At 63.0% G+C, this 16,586-nt stretch carries 12 protein-coding genes; 10 read left to right on the top strand and 2 right to left on the bottom strand.

Annotated features, from left to right (window positions below):
- Positions 1–6: 6 nt before the first annotated feature.
- Positions 7–2,010, bottom strand: coding sequence for a BCCT family transporter (locus tag ACIQUS_RS02140; RefSeq protein WP_403042267.1), 2,004 nt, complete (start codon positions 2,008–2,010; stop codon positions 7–9).
- 422 nt (positions 2,011–2,432) lie between these two features.
- Here ACIQUS_RS02140 and betI point away from each other — a divergent pair, with 422 nt between their 5' ends.
- From betI to trxC, 7 genes are all read left to right on the top strand, one after another.
- Positions 2,433–3,098 carry a transcriptional regulator BetI gene (gene betI, locus ACIQUS_RS02135; RefSeq protein ID WP_403042265.1) on the top strand — a complete coding sequence of 222 codons (666 nt, stop codon included), beginning with the start codon at positions 2,433–2,435 and terminating at the stop codon, positions 3,096–3,098.
- 30 nt (positions 3,099–3,128) lie between these two features.
- The gene (betB, locus tag ACIQUS_RS02130; protein WP_403042262.1) at positions 3,129–4,601 is read left to right on the top strand and encodes a betaine-aldehyde dehydrogenase; all 1,473 of its coding nucleotides are present in this window, start codon (positions 3,129–3,131) and stop codon (positions 4,599–4,601) included.
- 82 nt (positions 4,602–4,683) lie between these two features.
- Positions 4,684–6,381: a choline dehydrogenase gene (gene betA / locus ACIQUS_RS02125; protein WP_403042260.1), complete on the top strand. Its 1,698-nt coding sequence runs from the start codon at positions 4,684–4,686 to the stop codon at positions 6,379–6,381.
- A gap of 250 nt (positions 6,382–6,631) precedes the next feature.
- A complete protein-coding gene (locus ACIQUS_RS02120; RefSeq protein ID WP_403042257.1) occupies positions 6,632–8,374 on the top strand; it encodes a potassium/proton antiporter in 1,743 nt (580 codons plus the stop codon).
- A 40-nt stretch (positions 8,375–8,414) separates the two neighbouring features.
- Positions 8,415–11,744, top strand: a complete 3,330-nt coding sequence (gene mscK, locus ACIQUS_RS02115; protein ID WP_403042255.1) for a mechanosensitive channel MscK — start codon at positions 8,415–8,417, stop codon at positions 11,742–11,744.
- A gap of 58 nt (positions 11,745–11,802) precedes the next feature.
- On the top strand, positions 11,803–13,263 hold the full coding sequence (gene selO / locus ACIQUS_RS02110; RefSeq protein ID WP_403042253.1) for a protein adenylyltransferase SelO: 1,461 nt from the start codon (positions 11,803–11,805) through the stop codon (positions 13,261–13,263).
- Positions 13,264–13,313: 50 nt separating this feature from the next.
- Positions 13,314–13,748, top strand: coding sequence for a thioredoxin TrxC (trxC, locus tag ACIQUS_RS02105; protein ID WP_403042250.1), 435 nt, complete (start codon positions 13,314–13,316; stop codon positions 13,746–13,748).
- Here trxC and ACIQUS_RS02100 read toward each other — a convergent pair.
- Positions 13,745–14,518 (bottom strand): ParA family protein, encoded by a 774-nt coding sequence (locus tag ACIQUS_RS02100; protein ID WP_403042247.1) that lies wholly within the window; start codon positions 14,516–14,518, stop codon positions 13,745–13,747. The two genes, trxC and ACIQUS_RS02100, sit on opposite strands and share 4 nt — an antisense overlap.
- Before the next feature lie 316 nt (positions 14,519–14,834).
- Here ACIQUS_RS02100 and ACIQUS_RS02095 point away from each other — a divergent pair, with 316 nt between their 5' ends.
- From ACIQUS_RS02095 to ACIQUS_RS02085, 3 genes are read left to right on the top strand one after another with little or no spacing between them, the layout of a single operon-like run.
- Entirely contained in the window at positions 14,835–15,548 is a 714-nt protein-coding gene (locus tag ACIQUS_RS02095) for a beta-ketoacyl synthase chain length factor (protein WP_403042244.1), read from the top strand.
- On the top strand, positions 15,524–16,336 hold the full coding sequence (locus tag ACIQUS_RS02090) for a lysophospholipid acyltransferase family protein (RefSeq protein ID WP_403042241.1): 813 nt from the start codon (positions 15,524–15,526) through the stop codon (positions 16,334–16,336). The genes ACIQUS_RS02095 and ACIQUS_RS02090 overlap by 25 nt, the downstream gene beginning before the upstream one ends.
- Positions 16,311–16,583 carry a phosphopantetheine-binding protein gene (locus ACIQUS_RS02085; protein WP_403042239.1) on the top strand — a complete coding sequence of 91 codons (273 nt, stop codon included), beginning with the start codon at positions 16,311–16,313 and terminating at the stop codon, positions 16,581–16,583. The genes ACIQUS_RS02090 and ACIQUS_RS02085 overlap by 26 nt, the downstream gene beginning before the upstream one ends.
- The last annotated feature ends 3 nt before the right edge of the window (positions 16,584–16,586 follow it).

Raw genomic sequence — 16,586 nt, 5'->3', positions numbered from 1 at the left:
ACAGGATCAGCTGTAGACCCGGCCAAGCAATTGCCGATGGCTTTCGAACTGATCGAGCACATCACGGGTGATCTGATCCGGCGTGAAGCCCATCAGGTCATACTCCTGGCTGCCGTTGTGCAGGTACACCTCAGCGCGGTAGAAGCGCTGGCGCACTTCGCTTTCGCCTTCGACCGGTGCATCGCTCGGCGCGGCAAGGTAGCCGTCCAGGCTCACTTCGTAGACGAAAGGATTACCCTCTTCCATCATCACCCGCAGGCCCATGGTCGAGCGTGACTGACCGACGCGGGTCTCCACCTCAACGCCCAGGTTGCGCAGTTGACCGGCGGCTTCCTTAAGCGCCGGGCTGACCTGCTTGTCCATGAAGCGCTGGACTATCGCCTGGGTCGGCTGCAGGTCCAGCTGGGTCAGGCGCTCGCTGAAGCCGCGACGCCCGCGGGCAGCCAGTTCGGCTTGCTCCTGCTCGACCTGGCTGTCCTGCTTCATGGCCTTGTACAAGCCGAACATGAACAGCACCAGTACTACCGAGAACGGCAGGCCAGCCAGTACCACCATGGTCTGCATGGCGGCGAAGTTGCCGGCGAACAGCAGACCGACGGTCACCAGAGTGATCACCACCGACCAGAACACCACCATCCAGTGCGGCGCGTCCTCGTCGACCTGACCGCCTTTGCACGACAGGTTGGCCATCATCACCGCGCCCGAGTCGGCCGGGGTGAGGAACAGCACGAAGCCGACGAACACTGCCACGCCAATGACAATCTTGGCCGCCGGGAAGAATTCCAGCAGTTGGTAGATCGACATCGACGGCTGTTCGAGCGCGGTCTTGCCCAACTCCACGGCGCCATGATTCATGACCAGGTCCAGCGCGGTGTTGCCGAAGATCGACAGCCAGGCCAGGGTGAAGCCCAGCGGAATCAGCAGCACGCCGGCAACCAGTTCACGCACGGTGCGGCCTTTGGAGATACGCGCGATGAACATGCCGACGAACGGGCCCCAGGAAATCCACCAGGCCCAGTAGAACACGGTCCACAGGCCCAGCCAGCGCTCGGACTTGCCCGCCTCGCTTTCGTAGACGTAGAGATCGAAGGTCTTGAGCACGATACCGTTGAGGTAGTCGCCGATGTTCTGTACGAAGCCGTTGAGCAGGTGCAGGGTGTCACCTGCCAGCAGGACGAAGATCAACAGGCCGCTGAACAGCATGATGTTCAGGTTCGACAGGCGGCGGATGCCGTTTTCCACGCCGGAAACTGCGGCCACGGTGGCCACTGTGGCCATGACCAGGATCACGATCAGCAGGTTGGTCTTGCTGTGGTCCATGCCGAACAGGTATTCCAGGCCCGAGGCCACCTGCATCGAACCGATGCCCAGGTTGGTCACCAGCCCCAGCAGCGTCACGAACATGCCGAAGATGTCTACCGCGTGACCGGCGCCACCCTTGACCCAGCGCTCACCCATCAGCGGGTACAGCGCCGAGCGCAGTGCCAGCGGCTGGTTGTGACGGTAGGCGAAGTAGCCCACAGCCAGACCGACCAGGGCGTAGATCGCCCAGCCGTGCAGGCCCCAGTGCAGGAAGGTCAGTTGCAGGCCCTGGCGCGCAGCCTCGGCAGTGGCCGAGGCGCCTTCTGGCGGGTTGAAGTAGTGATCCAGCGGCTCGGAAGCGCCGAAGTACAGCAGCGAGATGCCGATACCCGAGGAGAACAGCATGCCGGCCCAAGCGCCGTAGCTGAAGTCGGGTTTGTCGTCCTTGCCGCCAAGCTTGAGCTTGCCGAAGCTGGAGAAGGCCAGGACGACCACGAATACCAGGTAGCCGCCGATCACCAGCATGTAATACCAGCCGAAGCTGCGTGTCAGCCAGGTCTGGGCGAGGTTGAGCACTTCGCCGGCTTTTTCAGGTACAGCGATAAGCAAGGCAGTCAAAACAAGGATCAGCAACGCCGAGGTGATGAACACCACGCGGTTGACCCGGACCCTCTCGGTGGGGGTCTTGGTAAGGGAGGCAGAACTCATTGCACATTTGCTCCGGGCAGTGCGAGAGAAACAAAAACGACCTATCCCTGAGCAAATGGTGCAATAGCCCCACTGCGTCAGGTGTTATAAAAGCACCTTGAAAAAAACCGTGATCCCGAATCGATTGCGTTGAAAAAAACAGACCGAAAACCCCGCTCCTAGGGTTGACCGCGCAGTCCTCGACCGCTCGGCAGATCTGTTCAACGCGCCGTTTACACCCGCCAACACCTTGTATTCCGGGGCTTCCACGTCTTTTTGGGGTGCCAATTTGGGCCAGCTGACGACAGGAAAAACCTGTCAATGGCACAGATTGTCGCAGAGGATATTCTTTGTTGATTGAACGTTCAATCAAAACAAAATAGACTGGCCTTCGCCGAGGCAGCCGCTTGTCGACTGCTCGCAGGCCTGAGGAGATTTGCAAGATGCCCAAGGTCGGTATGCAACCCATTCGCCGCCAGCAGTTGATCGAAGCCACATTGCTGGCCATCGACCAGGTCGGCATGGGTGACGCCAGCATTGCGTTGATCGCTCGTTTGGCCGGAGTGTCGAACGGCATCATCAGTCACTACTTTCAGGACAAGAACGGCCTGATCGCAGCGACCATGCAGTACTTGATGAGCGTGCTGAGCGAGAACGTCGCCGCCAACCGGCAGACGCTCAAGGACAACAGCCCGCGTGCCCACCTGCAGGTCATCATCGAAGGCAACTTCGACGCCAGTCAGGTCAATGGCCCGGCAATGAAAACCTGGTTGGCCTTCTGGGCCTCCAGCATGCACCAGCCGTCTTTGCACAGGTTGCAGCGGATCAACGATCACCGCTTGTATTCCAACCTGTGCTGCCAGTTCCGTCGCGCCCTGCCGTTGCCCGAAGCACGCAGTGCAGCCCGGGGACTTGCAGCGTTGATCGACGGTCTGTGGCTGCGTGGGGCGCTCTCCGGAGACGCCTTCGACACCGACCAGGCGAAGCAAATCGCTTACGAATACATGGATCTACAACTGGCGAAACAGACGAGTCCGGACACACAAACCCGGGCCTCTGAACCACGACGCGCCGCAATTGCCCAACAGGCAGGAGCGCCGATCGGATAGCCAAAAACACTATGCACTTGCGAGGACACTATGGCCCGTTTCGAACTGCAAAAACTGTACATTGATGGTGGTTATGTCGACGCTTCCAGCGACGCTACCTTCGACGCCATCAACCCGGCCAACGGCGAAGTCCTCGCCCAGGTGCAACGCGCCACCCAGGAAGACGTAGAGCGCGCCGTGGAAAGCGCCGAGCGCGGCCAGAAAGTCTGGGCTGCCATGACCGCCATGCAGCGTTCGCGCATCCTGCGCCGCGCCGTCGACATCCTGCGTGAGCGCAATGACGAGCTGGCCGCCCTGGAAACCCTGGACACCGGCAAGTCCTACTCCGAAACCCGTTACGTCGACATCGTCACCGGCGCCGACGTGCTGGAATACTACGCAGGCCTGGTACCGGCCATCGAAGGCGAGCAGATCCCGCTGCGCGACAGCTCGTTCGTCTACACCCGCCGCGAGCCGCTGGGCGTGACCGTCGGTATCGGCGCCTGGAACTACCCGATCCAGATCGCCCTGTGGAAATCCGCTCCAGCCCTGGCCGCCGGCAACGCGATGATCTTCAAGCCATCGGAAGTCACCTCGCTGACCACCCTGAAACTGGCCGAGATCTACACCGAAGCCGGCCTGCCGGACGGCGTGTTCAACGTCCTGACCGGTAGCGGCCGCGAAGTCGGCACCTGGCTGACCGAGCACCCGCGCATCGAGAAAATCTCCTTCACCGGCGGCACCACCACCGGCAAGAAAGTCATGGCCAGCGCCTCGAGCTCGACCCTCAAGGAAGTCACCATGGAACTGGGCGGCAAGTCGCCACTGATCATCTGCGACGACGCCGACCTGGATCGCGCCGCCGACATCGCCATGATGGCCAACTTCTACAGCTCGGGCCAGGTCTGCACCAACGGCACCCGCGTCTTCGTTCCAGCCTCGATGAAAGCGGCCTTCGAAGCCAAGATCGTCGAGCGCGTTGCCCGCATCCGCGTCGGCAACCCTGAAGACGAAAACACCAACTTCGGCCCGCTGGTCAGCTTCGCCCACATGGAAAGCGTGCTGGGCTACATCGCCAAGGGCAAGGAAGAAGGCGCTCGCGTACTGTGCGGTGGCGATCGCATGACCGACGGCGAATTCGCCAAGGGCGCCTTCGTGGCCCCGACCGTATTCACCGACTGCCGCGACGACATGACCATCGTCAAGGAAGAGATCTTCGGCCCGGTGATGAGCATCCTCAGCTACGAGACCGAGGAAGAAGTCATCCGTCGTGCCAACGACACCGAATACGGTCTGGCCGCCGGTGTCTGCACCAACGACATCAGCCGCGCCCACCGCATCATCCACAAGCTGGAAGCCGGCATCTGCTGGATCAACGCCTGGGGCGAGTCGCCAGCCGAAATGCCGGTTGGTGGTTACAAGCAGTCCGGTGTCGGCCGTGAAAACGGCGTGAGCTCGCTGGCTCAGTACACGCGCATCAAGTCGGTACAGGTCGAGCTGGGCAACTACAACTCGGTGTTCTAAGCACCCCGTGTAGCCGCGCCCGGACTGCAAAGGCCCGGGCGCTCCCGCTTTTCCTGCCTACTGCCCAATGAGGGAACAGATCATGTCCCATGAATTCGATTACATCATCGTCGGTGCCGGCTCGGCCGGTAACACCCTGGCGACCCGCCTGACCGAAGACGAAGGCGTTACCGTCCTGCTGCTCGAAGCCGGCGGCCCGGACTACCGCGCCGACTTCCGCACCCAGATGCCAGCCGCCCTGGCCTTCCCGCTGCAGGGTCGCCGCTACAACTGGGCCTACGAGACCGATCCTGAGCCGTACATGGACGGCCGCCGCATGGAATGCGGTCGTGGCAAGGGCCTGGGTGGCTCCTCGCTGATCAACGGCATGTGCTACATCCGTGGCAACGCCATGGACTTCGACGGCTGGGCGCAGTTGCCAGGCCTGGAAGACTGGGCCTACCTGGACTGCCTGCCATACTTCCGCAAGGCAGAGACCCGCGACATCGGTCCGAACGACTACCACGGCGGCGAAGGCCCGGTCAGCGTGACCACGCCTAAAGCCGGCAACAACCCGCTGTTCCACGCCATGGTCGAAGCCGGCGTGCAGGCCGGTTATCCGCGTACCGAAGACCTCAACGGCTACCAGCAGGAAGGTTTCGGCCCGATGGACCGTACCGTGACGCCTAAAGGCCGTCGCTCCAGCACCGCCCGCGGCTACCTGGACACCGCCAAGAAGCGCTCGACCCTGCACATCGTCACCCACGCCCTGACCGATCGCGTACTGTTCGACGGCAAGCGCGCCGTCGGCGTGACCTACCTGGTCGGCTCCAGCGAAGAGCGCGTGGAAGCCCGTGCGCGCAAGGAAGTCATCGTCTGCTCCGGCGCCATCGCCTCGCCGCAGCTGCTGCAGCGTTCGGGCGTCGGCCCGCGCGCCCTGCTCGAAGGCCTGAACGTACCGGTGGTCCACGACCTGCCGGGCGTCGGTGAAAACCTGCAGGACCACCTGGAGCTGTACCTGCAGTACGCCTGCACCCAGCCGGTCTCGCTGTACCCGTCGCTGCTCTGGTACAACCAGCCGGCCATTGGTGCCGAGTGGCTGTTCAACGGCACCGGTATCGGCGCCAGCAACCAGTTCGAAGCCGGTGGTTTCATCCGTACCCGTCCTGAGTTCGAGTGGCCGAACATCCAGTACCACTTCCTGCCTGTTGCCATTAACTACAACGGCAGCAACGGTGTGCAGGAGCACGGCTTCCAGGCTCACATGGGCTCGATGCGCTCGCCAAGCCGTGGCCGTATCCAGCTCAAGTCCAAGGATCCGCGCCAGCACCCGAGCATCCTGTTCAACTACATGGCCACCGAGCAGGACTGGCAGGAATTCCGCGACGGCATCCGCCTGACCCGCGAAATCATGGCCCAGCCTGCCCTGGACGCCTTCCGTGGTCGCGAGATCAGCCCGGGCGCCGAGGTGCAGACCGACGAGGAACTGGACAAGTTCATCCGCGAGCACGCCGAAACCGCGTTCCACCCGTCCTGCTCGTGCAAGATGGGCACCGACGAGATGGCAGTGGTCGACGGCCAGGGCCGCGTGCATGGCATGCAGGGTCTGCGTGTGGTCGATGCCTCGATCATGCCGATCATCATCACCGGCAACCTCAACGCCACCACGATCATGATCGCCGAGAAAATCTCCGACAAGATCCGTGGCCGCCAGTCGCTGCCGCGCAGCACCGCCAAGTACTTCAAGGCCAATGGCGCGCCGGTCAAGGGCAAGGCGATGCGCGAAGTGAAGCAGGCTTGATACCCTGCTGACCTTATCGCCGGCTGCGCCAGCTCCCACAAGCAAGGTTGATCATCACTCCTGTGGGAGCCGGCGTAGCCGGCGATGAGGCCCTCTCCAGCGACACCCGAAAAAGCACCTTTGCGGTGCTTTTTTTGTGCCCGCGATTAACCCTTTACAGCCCGCCAACCCCTCAGGTTAGAATCTTTGGCACGCGCCCTGCTTAGCGAAAGCATGCCGCCCCTTCCTGCTTTTCCCCGGAGTACTGCCTTTGGATGCGTCCACCATCAATAGCCTGTTCTTGATCGGCGCATTGCTGGTAGGTGCAAGTATTCTAGTGAGCTCACTGTCATCACGACTGGGCATCCCGATCCTGGTCATCATCCTCGCCGTCGGCATGCTCGCCGGCGTGGACGGTGGCGGCATCATTTTCAACAATTACCCGACCGCCTACCTGGTAGGCAACCTGGCGTTGGCCGTGATCCTCCTCGACGGTGGCTTGCGCACCCGGGTGGCGAGTTTCCGCGTGGCCTTGTGGCCGGCCTTGTCGCTGGCCACCCTGGGCGTGCTGGTTACCACCGGCTTGACCGGCATGGTCGCCGCCTGGCTGTTCGACCTGAGTCTGATCCAGGGCCTGTTGATCGGCGCCATCGTCGGCTCCACCGACGCCGCCGCGGTGTTCTCCCTGCTCGGCGGCAAAGGCCTCAACGAGCGGGTCACCGCCACCCTGGAAATCGAGTCGGGCAGCAACGATCCGATGGCGGTGTTCCTCACCGTCACCCTGATCGACATGATCGCCAGCGGCCAGACCGGCCTGCACTGGAGCCTGCTCACCCACCTGCTGCGCGAGTTCGGCATCGGTGGCCTGCTGGGCCTGGGCGGAGGCTGGCTGATGCTGCAGCTGGTCAACCGCATCAACCTGGCCGGCGGCCTCTACCCGATCCTGGTGATCGCCGGCGGCCTGGCGGTGTTCTCCCTGACCAACGCCCTGCATGGCAGCGGTTTCCTGGCCGTGTACCTGTGCGGCCTGGTGCTGGGCAACCGGCCGATCCGCAGCCGCCACGGCATCCTGCACATGCTCGACGGCATGGCCTGGCTGGCGCAGATCGGCATGTTCCTGGTCCTGGGCCTGCTGGTCACCCCCCATGACCTGTTGCCGATCGCCCTGCCGGCGCTGGGCCTGGCGCTGTGGATGATCATCGTTGCCCGCCCCTTGTCAGTGGTCGCCAGCCTGTTGCCGTTCAGGGCCTTCCACGGTCGCGAAAAAGCCTTCATTTCCTGGGTCGGCCTGCGCGGCGCGGTGCCGATCATTCTTGCCGTGTTCCCACTGATGGCCGGCTTGCCCGATGCCCAGCTGTTCTTCAACCTGGCGTTCTTTATCGTCCTGGTCTCGCTGCTGGTGCAAGGCACCAGCCTGCCGTGGGTGGCCAAACTGCTCAAGGTGACGGTGCCTCCTGACCCTGCACCGATCTCCCGCTCGGCCCTGGAGGTGCACATTACCAGCGAGTGGGAACTGTTCGTCTATCGCCTGGGTGCGGAAAAATGGTGCATCGGCGCAGCCTTGCGCGAGCTGAAAATGCCCGAAGGCACCCGCATCGCGGCCCTTTTTCGCGGTCAGCAACTGCTCCATCCGTCGGGAAGTACCACCCTGGAAGTCGATGACCTGCTGTGCGTGATCGGTCACGAACACAATCTGCCGGCCCTCGGCAAGCTGTTCAGCCAGGCGCCGCAGCGCGGCCTGGACCTGCGCTTCTTTGGTGACTTCGTGCTCGAAGGTGACGCAGAACTGGGGGCTGTAGCGGCGTTGTACGGATTACAGCTCGACGGCCAGGACCCGCATACGCCACTCAGTCGCTTCATTGCGCAGAAGGTTGGCGGCGCGCCGGTGGTCGGCGACCAGATCGAATGGAACAACACACTCTGGACGGTGGCAGTAATGGAAGGGAACAAGATCCTCAAAGTGGGCGTCAAATTCCCCGAAGGTACTCGACCCGGCCCCGGGTTGTTCCTTTAAACTTCGAACTTCGCCTCTGTCTGCAAAGAACTGTCTGCCTATGTCCTTGCGCGTCTATGTTTGCGCAGCCCTGCTCGGGCTGTGCCTGTCACTCTCCTTCGCTTATGCGGCCGAGCCGCCCACCAGTGCGTCGGTCCAGTCCAGCCTCGACAAGATTGCCGAGCGCAAGCTGCCGGAGGCTGAACAGAAAGCCCTGCAGCAGGTGCTGGAACAGACCCTGAGCTTCCTCGGCAACAAGGAAGACGCGGAGAAAAAGCTCGCTGCGCTCAAGCTGCAGCTCAATGACGCGCCGCGCCAGACCAGCGAAAACCAGCGCGAACTGGCCAAGCTCAACGACAGCAAGGTGATCCCCGTGGCCCAGCGCTATGCCGCGCTGAGCGTGCCACAGCTGGAGCAGATGCTGACCGAGCGCACCACCCAGCAAAGTGATTTGCAAAAAGCGCTGTCCGAAGCCAACAGCCTGACCATTACCTCGCAGACCCGTCCGGAGCGCGCCCAGGCCGAAATCAGCGCCAACCAGACCCGCGTCCAACAGATCAACACCAGCCTCAAGCTGGGCAAGGAAGCCGGCAAACCCTTGAGCGCCGACCAGCGCAACCAGCTCAATGCCGAACTGGCGGCAATCAATGCCGTGACCCTGCTGCGCCGCCAGGAACTGGCCGGCAACAGCCTGCTGCAAGACCTGGGCAACAGCCAGCACGACCTGCTGATCGAACGCGCCGCGCGCCTGGAACAGGAAATCCAGGACCTGCAGACACTGATCAACCAGAAGCGTCTGGCCCAGTCCCAGCAGACCGTCACCGAGCAATCCCTGGAAGCGCAGAAAGCCGGCGGCAGCACCCTGCTGGCCACCGAGAGCGCGGCCAACCTCAAGCTCTCCGACTACCTGCTGCGCAGCACCGACCGCCTCAACGAGCTGACCCAGCAGAACCTCAAGACCAAGCAGCAACTGGACAGCCTGACCCAGGCCGACCAGGCGCTGGACGAGCAGATCAGCGTGCTCAAAGGCAGCCTGCTGCTGTCCAAGATTCTCTACAAGCAGAAACAGGCCTTGCCGCACCTGAGGCTCGACCGCGACCTGGCCGACCAGATCGCCGACATCCGCCTGTACCAGTTCGAGGTCAACCAGCAGCGCGAACAGATCAGCAGCCCGAGCAACTACGTGGACAAACTGCTGACCAACCAACCGCAGGAAAACGTCACCCCGGAGCTGCGCAAGGCCCTGCTGGAAGTGGCCTTCACCCGCAGCGACCTGCTGGAGCGGCTCAACCGTGAGCTGAGCGCCCTGCTCAACGAATCCATCACCCTGCAGCTGAACCAGAAGCAGTTGCTGAGCACCGCCCAGAGCCTGCGCACCACCCTGGACGAGCAGATGTTCTGGATCCCGAGCAACAAGCCGCTGGAGCTGGAGTGGCTGCGCACCGTCCCCGAGCGCCTGCAAAAGCAGGTGGTCAGCCTGCCCTGGGGTTCGGGCATCAAGGAACTGGGCGACGGCCTGGCCCAGCGCCCGCTGCTGTTTTTGCCGTGGCTGCTGCTGATCGGTGCCCTGCTGTGGCGGCGTAAATACCTCTATGCCCGCCTGAGCAAGGTTCACCAGGATGTCGGTCACTTCAAGCGTGACAGCCAGTGGCACACGCCCCAGGCGATCCTGATCAACATTCTCCTGGCCATGCCCCTGAGCATCGGCCTGGCCTTGTGCGGCCTGGCCCTGCAGATCGACGCCCGCGGCCAGAATGCCAACCTCGGCGCTGCCTTGCTGCAGGTCGCCCAGGCCTGGCTGGTGTTCTACACCGCCTACCGGATCCTGGCGCCCGGCGGCGTGGCGGAGCTGCATTTCCGCTGGGAAAAACCCCAGGTCGAGTTCCTCCGCGGCTGGATCCGCCGCCTGGGCACCGTGGTCCTGGCCCTGGTCGGCGTGGTGGCAGTGGCCGAGCATCAGCCGTCGGCGCTGGCCGATGACGTGCTGGGCATCGGCGTGGTTCTGACCTGCTATGCCTTGATGGCCTGGTTGCTCAGCCGCCTGCTGCTGAGCAGCCCGACCCATCGCAACACCTCGCTGTTCCGCAAGGCGGTGGGTGTGGCCTTCACCATCCTGCCGGTGGCGCTGTTCATCGCCGTGTGCTTCGGCTACTACTACACCGCGCTGAAGCTCACCGACCGTCTGATCGACACCCTGTACCTGCTGCTGTTCTGGCTGGTGATCGAGGCCGCGTTCGTTCGTGGCCTGGCCGTGGCCGCCCGGCGCCTGGCCTACCAGCGAGCGCTGAGCAAGCGTCAGGCGGTCAAGGAAGGCCTGGATGGCGAAGTGGTCGAAGAGCCGACCCTGGACATCGAACAGGTCAACCAGCAGTCCCTGCGCCTGATCCGCCTGGCCCTGCTCGGCGGCTTCATCGCTGCGCTGTACTGGGTCTGGTCCGACCTGATCAGCGTGTTCGCCTACCTCGACAACATCACCCTGTACGAATACACCAGCGGTACGGGCGCGGCCATGAGCATGGTGCCGATCAGCCTCGGCGACATGCTCGGCGCCCTGGTGATCATTGGCATCACCATTGCCCTGGCCCGCAACCTGCCCGGCCTGCTCGAAGTGCTGGTGCTGTCGCGCCTGAACCTGGCCCAGGGCAGTGCCTACGCCACCACTACGCTGTTGTCCTACGTGATCGCCGGGGTCGGCTTCGTCTCGACCCTGTCGACCCTCGGGGTCAGCTGGGACAAGCTGCAATGGCTGGTGGCCGCGCTCTCGGTCGGCCTGGGCTTCGGCATGCAGGAAATCTTCGCCAACTTCATCTCCGGCATCATGATCCTGTTCGAGCGCCCGGTGCGGATCGGCGACACCATCACCATCGGCAACCTGTCCGGTACGGTGAGCAAGATCCGCATCCGCGCCACCACCATCACCGACTTCGATCGCAAGGACATCATCGTCCCGAACAAGACCTTCATCACCGGGCAGCTGATCAACTGGTCGCTGACCGACACCATCACCCGGGTCACCCTCAAGCTGGGCGTCGACTACGGTTCGGACCTGGACCTGGTACGCACCCTGCTGCTCAAGGCCGCCAACGACAACCCGCGGGTGCTCAAGGAACCGGCGCCGATCGTCTATTTCCTCAACTTCGGCGAAAGCACCCTGGACCACGAACTGCGCATGCACGTACGTGACCTGGGCGACCGCAACCCGGTGCTCGACGAGATCAACCGCTACATCAACAAAGAGTTCAAGAAGCAGCACATCAACATCTCGTTCCGGCAGATGGAGATCTACCTGAAGAACATGCAGGGCCAGGAGTACAAGATGGTTCCGGTGGAGAGCCTGGACAAGACCGTGCTGCCCGCCCCCGACAACATCAAGCCGGGCAAGCAGGCCTGACTGGACGCCAACGGCCATACCCTTGCAGAATACTCAGGTTTTCTCCAGGAGATGGCCGTTGAAAGCCCTCGACGAACTGACCTTCGACAACCGCTTCGCCCGCCTGGGCGATGCCTTCTCAACCCAGGTACTGCCTGACCCGATCGCCGACCCCCGCCTGGTGGTGGTCAGCGAGGCGGCCATGGCCCTGCTCGACCTGGAACCCACCGAAGCACAGTCGCCGGTGTTCGCCGAATTGTTCGGTGGCCACAAGCTGTGGAGCGAGGCCGACTCGCGGGCAATGGTCTATTCCGGGCATCAGTTCGGCTCCTACAACCCGCGCCTGGGCGATGGCCGTGGCCTGTTGCTGGGCGAAGTGCGCAACGACGCCGGCGAGTACTGGGACCTGCACCTCAAGGGCGCCGGCGAAACACCCTACTCGCGCATGGGCGACGGTCGCGCCGTGCTGCGCTCCTCGATCCGCGAGTTCCTCGCCTCCGAAGCCCTGCAGGCCCTGGGCATCCCCAGCAGCCGCGCGCTCTGCGTGATCGGCTCCAGCACCCCGGTGTGGCGCGAAACCCAGGAGCGCGCCGCCATGCTCCTGCGCCTGGCCCCAAGCCACGTGCGTTTCGGTCACTTCGAGTACTTCTACTACACGCGCCAGCCCGAGCAGCAACGGATCCTCGCCGATCATGTGCTCAACCTGCATTTCCCCGAATGCCTGGACGAGCCCGAGCCGTACCTGGCGATGTTCCGCCGCATCGTCGAGGCCAATGCCGAGCTGATCGCCCTGTGGCAGGCCTACGGTTTCTGTCATGGGGTGATGAACACCGACAACATGTCGATCCTGGGCATCACCTTCGACTTCGGCCCGTTCGCCTTCCTCGACGACTTCGACGCCAACTTCATCTGCAACCATTCCGATGACAGCGGGCGCTACAGCTACAGCAACCAGGTGCCGATCGCCCACTGGAACCTCAGCGCCCTGGCCCAGGCCCTGACGCCCTTCATCAGCGTCGAGGCGCTGAAGGAAAGCCTGGCGCTGTTCCTGCCGTTGTATGAAGTCCATTACCTGCACCTGATGCGCCGCCGCCTGGGCCTGACCCAGGCCGAAGCGGACGACAAGGCCCTGATCGAACGCCTGTTGCAACTGATGCAAGCGGGTGCCGTCGACTACACCCTGTTCTTCCGCAACCTGGGCGACCAACCGGCCGAACAGGCGCTGCGCGTGGTACGCGACGACTTCGTCGACCTGGCCGGCTTCGACCGTTGGTCACAGGATTACCTGGAGCGCCTGGCCCGCGAGCCCGACAACGCCCTGGGGCGGCGCGAGCGCATGCATGCGGTCAACCCGCTGTACATCCTGCGCAACTACCTGGCCCAGCGCGCTATCGAAGCGGCAGAAGGCGGGGACTACGAAGAAGTGCGGCGCCTGCACCAGGTGCTGTGCAAGCCGTTCGAGGAACAGCCCGGGATGCAGGCCTATGCCGAGCGTCCACCGGAGTGGGGCAAGCATCTGGAGATCAGTTGCTCGTCGTAACGATGACTGTGTAGCCCGCTCCCACCGACCGCATGCCCCTTGGAGTAGCAATGACCGACCCGTTAGTAATTCCTTGCCCCCAGTGCAACGGCCTGAACCGCATCCCCGCCGACCGCCTGGGCGACACACCCAAATGCGGTCGCTGCAAGAGCCCGGTACTGCTGAGCAAACCCTTCGAACTCAAGCAAGGCGACTACGCCAGCCAGATCAAGGGCGACCTGCCGTTGCTGATCGATGTGTGGGCCGACTGGTGCGGGCCGTGCAAGTCGTTTGCACCGATCTTCGAGCAAGCCGCCAGCCAGCTCAGCGGACGCTGCCGCCTGGCCAAACTGGACAGCGAGGCCAATCCGCAACTGGCAGGACAATTGGGTATTCGCTCGATTCCCAGCCTGATCCTGTTCAGGAATGGCCGCGAAGTGGCGCGCCAAAGTGGTGCATTCCCACTCCAGCAACTGCTGGAGTGGCTGCGCAGCCAGGGGATCTAGGCGTTCTCTTCAAGCAGCGCGTGCAACTCGACAAACTGCTGGGTCAGCTTGTGACGCGGTTCAAGGTGAATCAGCGGCAAGCTGGCCTGGTGTGATTCGCGCATCTTCACCGAGCTGTTGAGGTACACCGGCAGCACCGGCAAACCTTCGGCCAGCAACTCGTCGAGCATTTGCTGGGGCAGGCTGGCGCGGGCCTGGAACTGGTTGACGACAATGCCTTCGACTTGCAGGTCTTCGTTGTGATCGTCCTTGAGTTCCTCGATCTCGGCCAGCAGGCCGTACAGCGCCTGGCGGGAGAAACTGTCGCAGTCAAAGGGGATCAATACGCGATCAGCAGCGATCAGCGCAGAAACTGCGTAGAAGTTCAATGCAGGCGGTGTATCCAGGTAAATCCTGTCGTAGTCTTCGTCCAGTTCGTCGAGCAGTTTTCGCAGCTTGTTGATCTTGTGCTTGGCCTCAAGCTTGGGCTGAAGGTCGGCAAGCTCGGAGGTGGCCGTCACCACATGCAGGTTGTCGAACGGGGTTTCGTAGATGTCGACCTTGTTCTTTTTGGCGAACGGCCCGGTGGAGAGGGTTTGCTTGAAAAAGTCGGCAATGCCCATGGGAATGTCGTCGCCGGTCAGTCCGGTGAGGTACTGGGTCGAGTTGGCCTGGGCATCCAGGTCGATCAACAAGGTCCGATAGCCTTCACTGGCACTCACTGCCGCCAGGTTGCAGGCAATGCTCGATTTGCCCACACCACCTTTCTGATTGAACACCACGCGCCGCATGGAATGACCTCCGTGTGTCAGGGAATGACCGAGTATGTGGGCCTGGCCCCGGCTTGACCAGCACCGTCTGGCTCAAGTTGACAGAGAAACGACCGACAACCACTTACCGCCGTATGTCGGAAAATTGCAGAGCAGTCTGACAAATCATATTGCTGGAGGTCTTTTACTGGCCGGCACGCCTGCATCCACTATTTGCTACGCACCCACGTCACCGGGATAATGCGCGCCACTCGGCGACTGCGCCAACCCCTGTCAGGCCGTGAAGTCCGAGTCACACCCTCGGCGAGGAAGCCCTTCAGGGCGGGAAACGAGTATTGTGATCACGTTCAATATCAGCCAATGGCGGGCGTGGGCGCCCGGCCTGCAGTCGACCTCCGACTGGCAAGGCTGGAGCCAGGCACGCCAGCCCTTCGAGCCTGGCGATGCGGCGCCGGATGTGTCGTTCTTGCCCGCCATGCAGCGCCGTCGCCTGAGCCACCTGGCGAGAATGGCGTTCGCCGTGGGCTGGCCGCTGGCCGAAGGACTGCAGGACCTGCCGCTGGTGTTCATCTCCCGCCATGGAGAAACCCCGCACACGTTCGCCATCCTCAGTGACCTGGCAAACGCGCAGCCCTTGTCGCCTACCCGGTTCAGCCTGTCGGTGCACAACGCCGTGATCGGCCTGTGGTCGATCATGCGCGGCTCGACCTGCGAGATGACGGCCCTGGCCGCTGCCGGTGACGGCTTCGAACAAGGCATGCTGGAAGCCGCCGGCCTGTTGCACGAGGGCGCTGCGGCCGTGTTGGTGATCATCACCGAAGAACGACCGCCCCAGGCCTACCGCGACTGGGTCAAGGACGTGCCGTTCGACTATGCCCTGGGGCTGATTGTGACACCCGGCGACGACTGGACGCTGAGCCTGAGCGAAGGCTCCGCACCCGTCGCCAATGAACCGCATGCGCTGCACTGGTTGCGCAGCCTGCTCTGCGGCCAATCCACCTGTACCCATCGCTGGAACAACCGTACATGGAACTGGCACCACAAGCCTTGAGCAGACCACGGGACGCCTTCTACTGGCGCCTGCTGGCCACCGCCTTCAGCTTCCTGCTGTTCGGTGTCGGCAGCCTGTGCCTGCGCGTGCTGGTTTTCCCGTTGCTGGCCTGCCTGCCCGGCGACGGCCTGCGCCATCGTCAACGGGCACGGCACACCATCAGCTGGCTGTTCTGGCGTTTCATTCGCTTCATGTACTGCAGCGGCGTGCTGACCTATGAGGTACAAGGTGCTGAACGACTCGGACGCCCCGGGCAGATGATCGTCGCCAACCACCCATCGCTGATCGACGTGGTGTTTCTCATCGGTCTGGTGCGCCAGGCCAACTGTGTGGTCAAGCAGACGCTGTTCCACAACCCCTTCACCCGTGGCCCCGTGCGCTCGGCGCAATACATCAGCAACGATGGCAGCATGGCGATGCTCGACACCGCGGCCCAGGCCCTGCAGGCGGGCCAGACCCTGGTCATCTTTCCCGAAGGCACCCGCACCGTGCCCGGCCAGGCCCTGGCCTTTCATCGTGGCGCCGCCGCCATTGCCTTGCGCGGTGCGAAAATCATTACGCCGGTGACCATCAAGGTCAGCCCCACGACCCTGGCCAAGGCCGACCCCTGGTACCGGATTCCCCGGTGCCGCGTGCATTTCAACCTGCGGATCGGCGAGGATATCGACCCGCAGGCGTTCGCCGCCCAAGGGCCGCCCCCCCAGGCCTCGCGCAAGCTAAACGATTACCTGCACCAGTATTTCACCAAGGAGCTCGCCACAGATGAGCGATCCACAGCAAGATCTTAACCGCGATATCAAGCAGCTGATCATCGACGCCCTGGGCCTGGAGGACATCAGCGTCCAGGACATCGGCGACGAGCAGACCCTGTTCGGCGAAGGCCTGGGCCTGGATTCGGTGGACGCCCTGGAGCTCGGCCTGGCGATCCAGAAGCGCTACGGCATCAAGATCGACGCCGACGCCAAGGACACCCGCAACCACTTCACCAGCGTGGCCAGCCTTGCGGCTTTCGTCACCGCCAAACAGGCAGCCTGAGAC

The organism is Pseudomonas sp. NPDC090755, from assembly GCF_044769005.1.
Taxonomy (GTDB): Bacteria; Pseudomonadota; Gammaproteobacteria; order Pseudomonadales; family Pseudomonadaceae; genus Aquipseudomonas.
The sequence above is the reverse complement of the archived record's forward strand: the minus strand, read 5'-3'. Positions and strand labels throughout refer to the sequence as shown.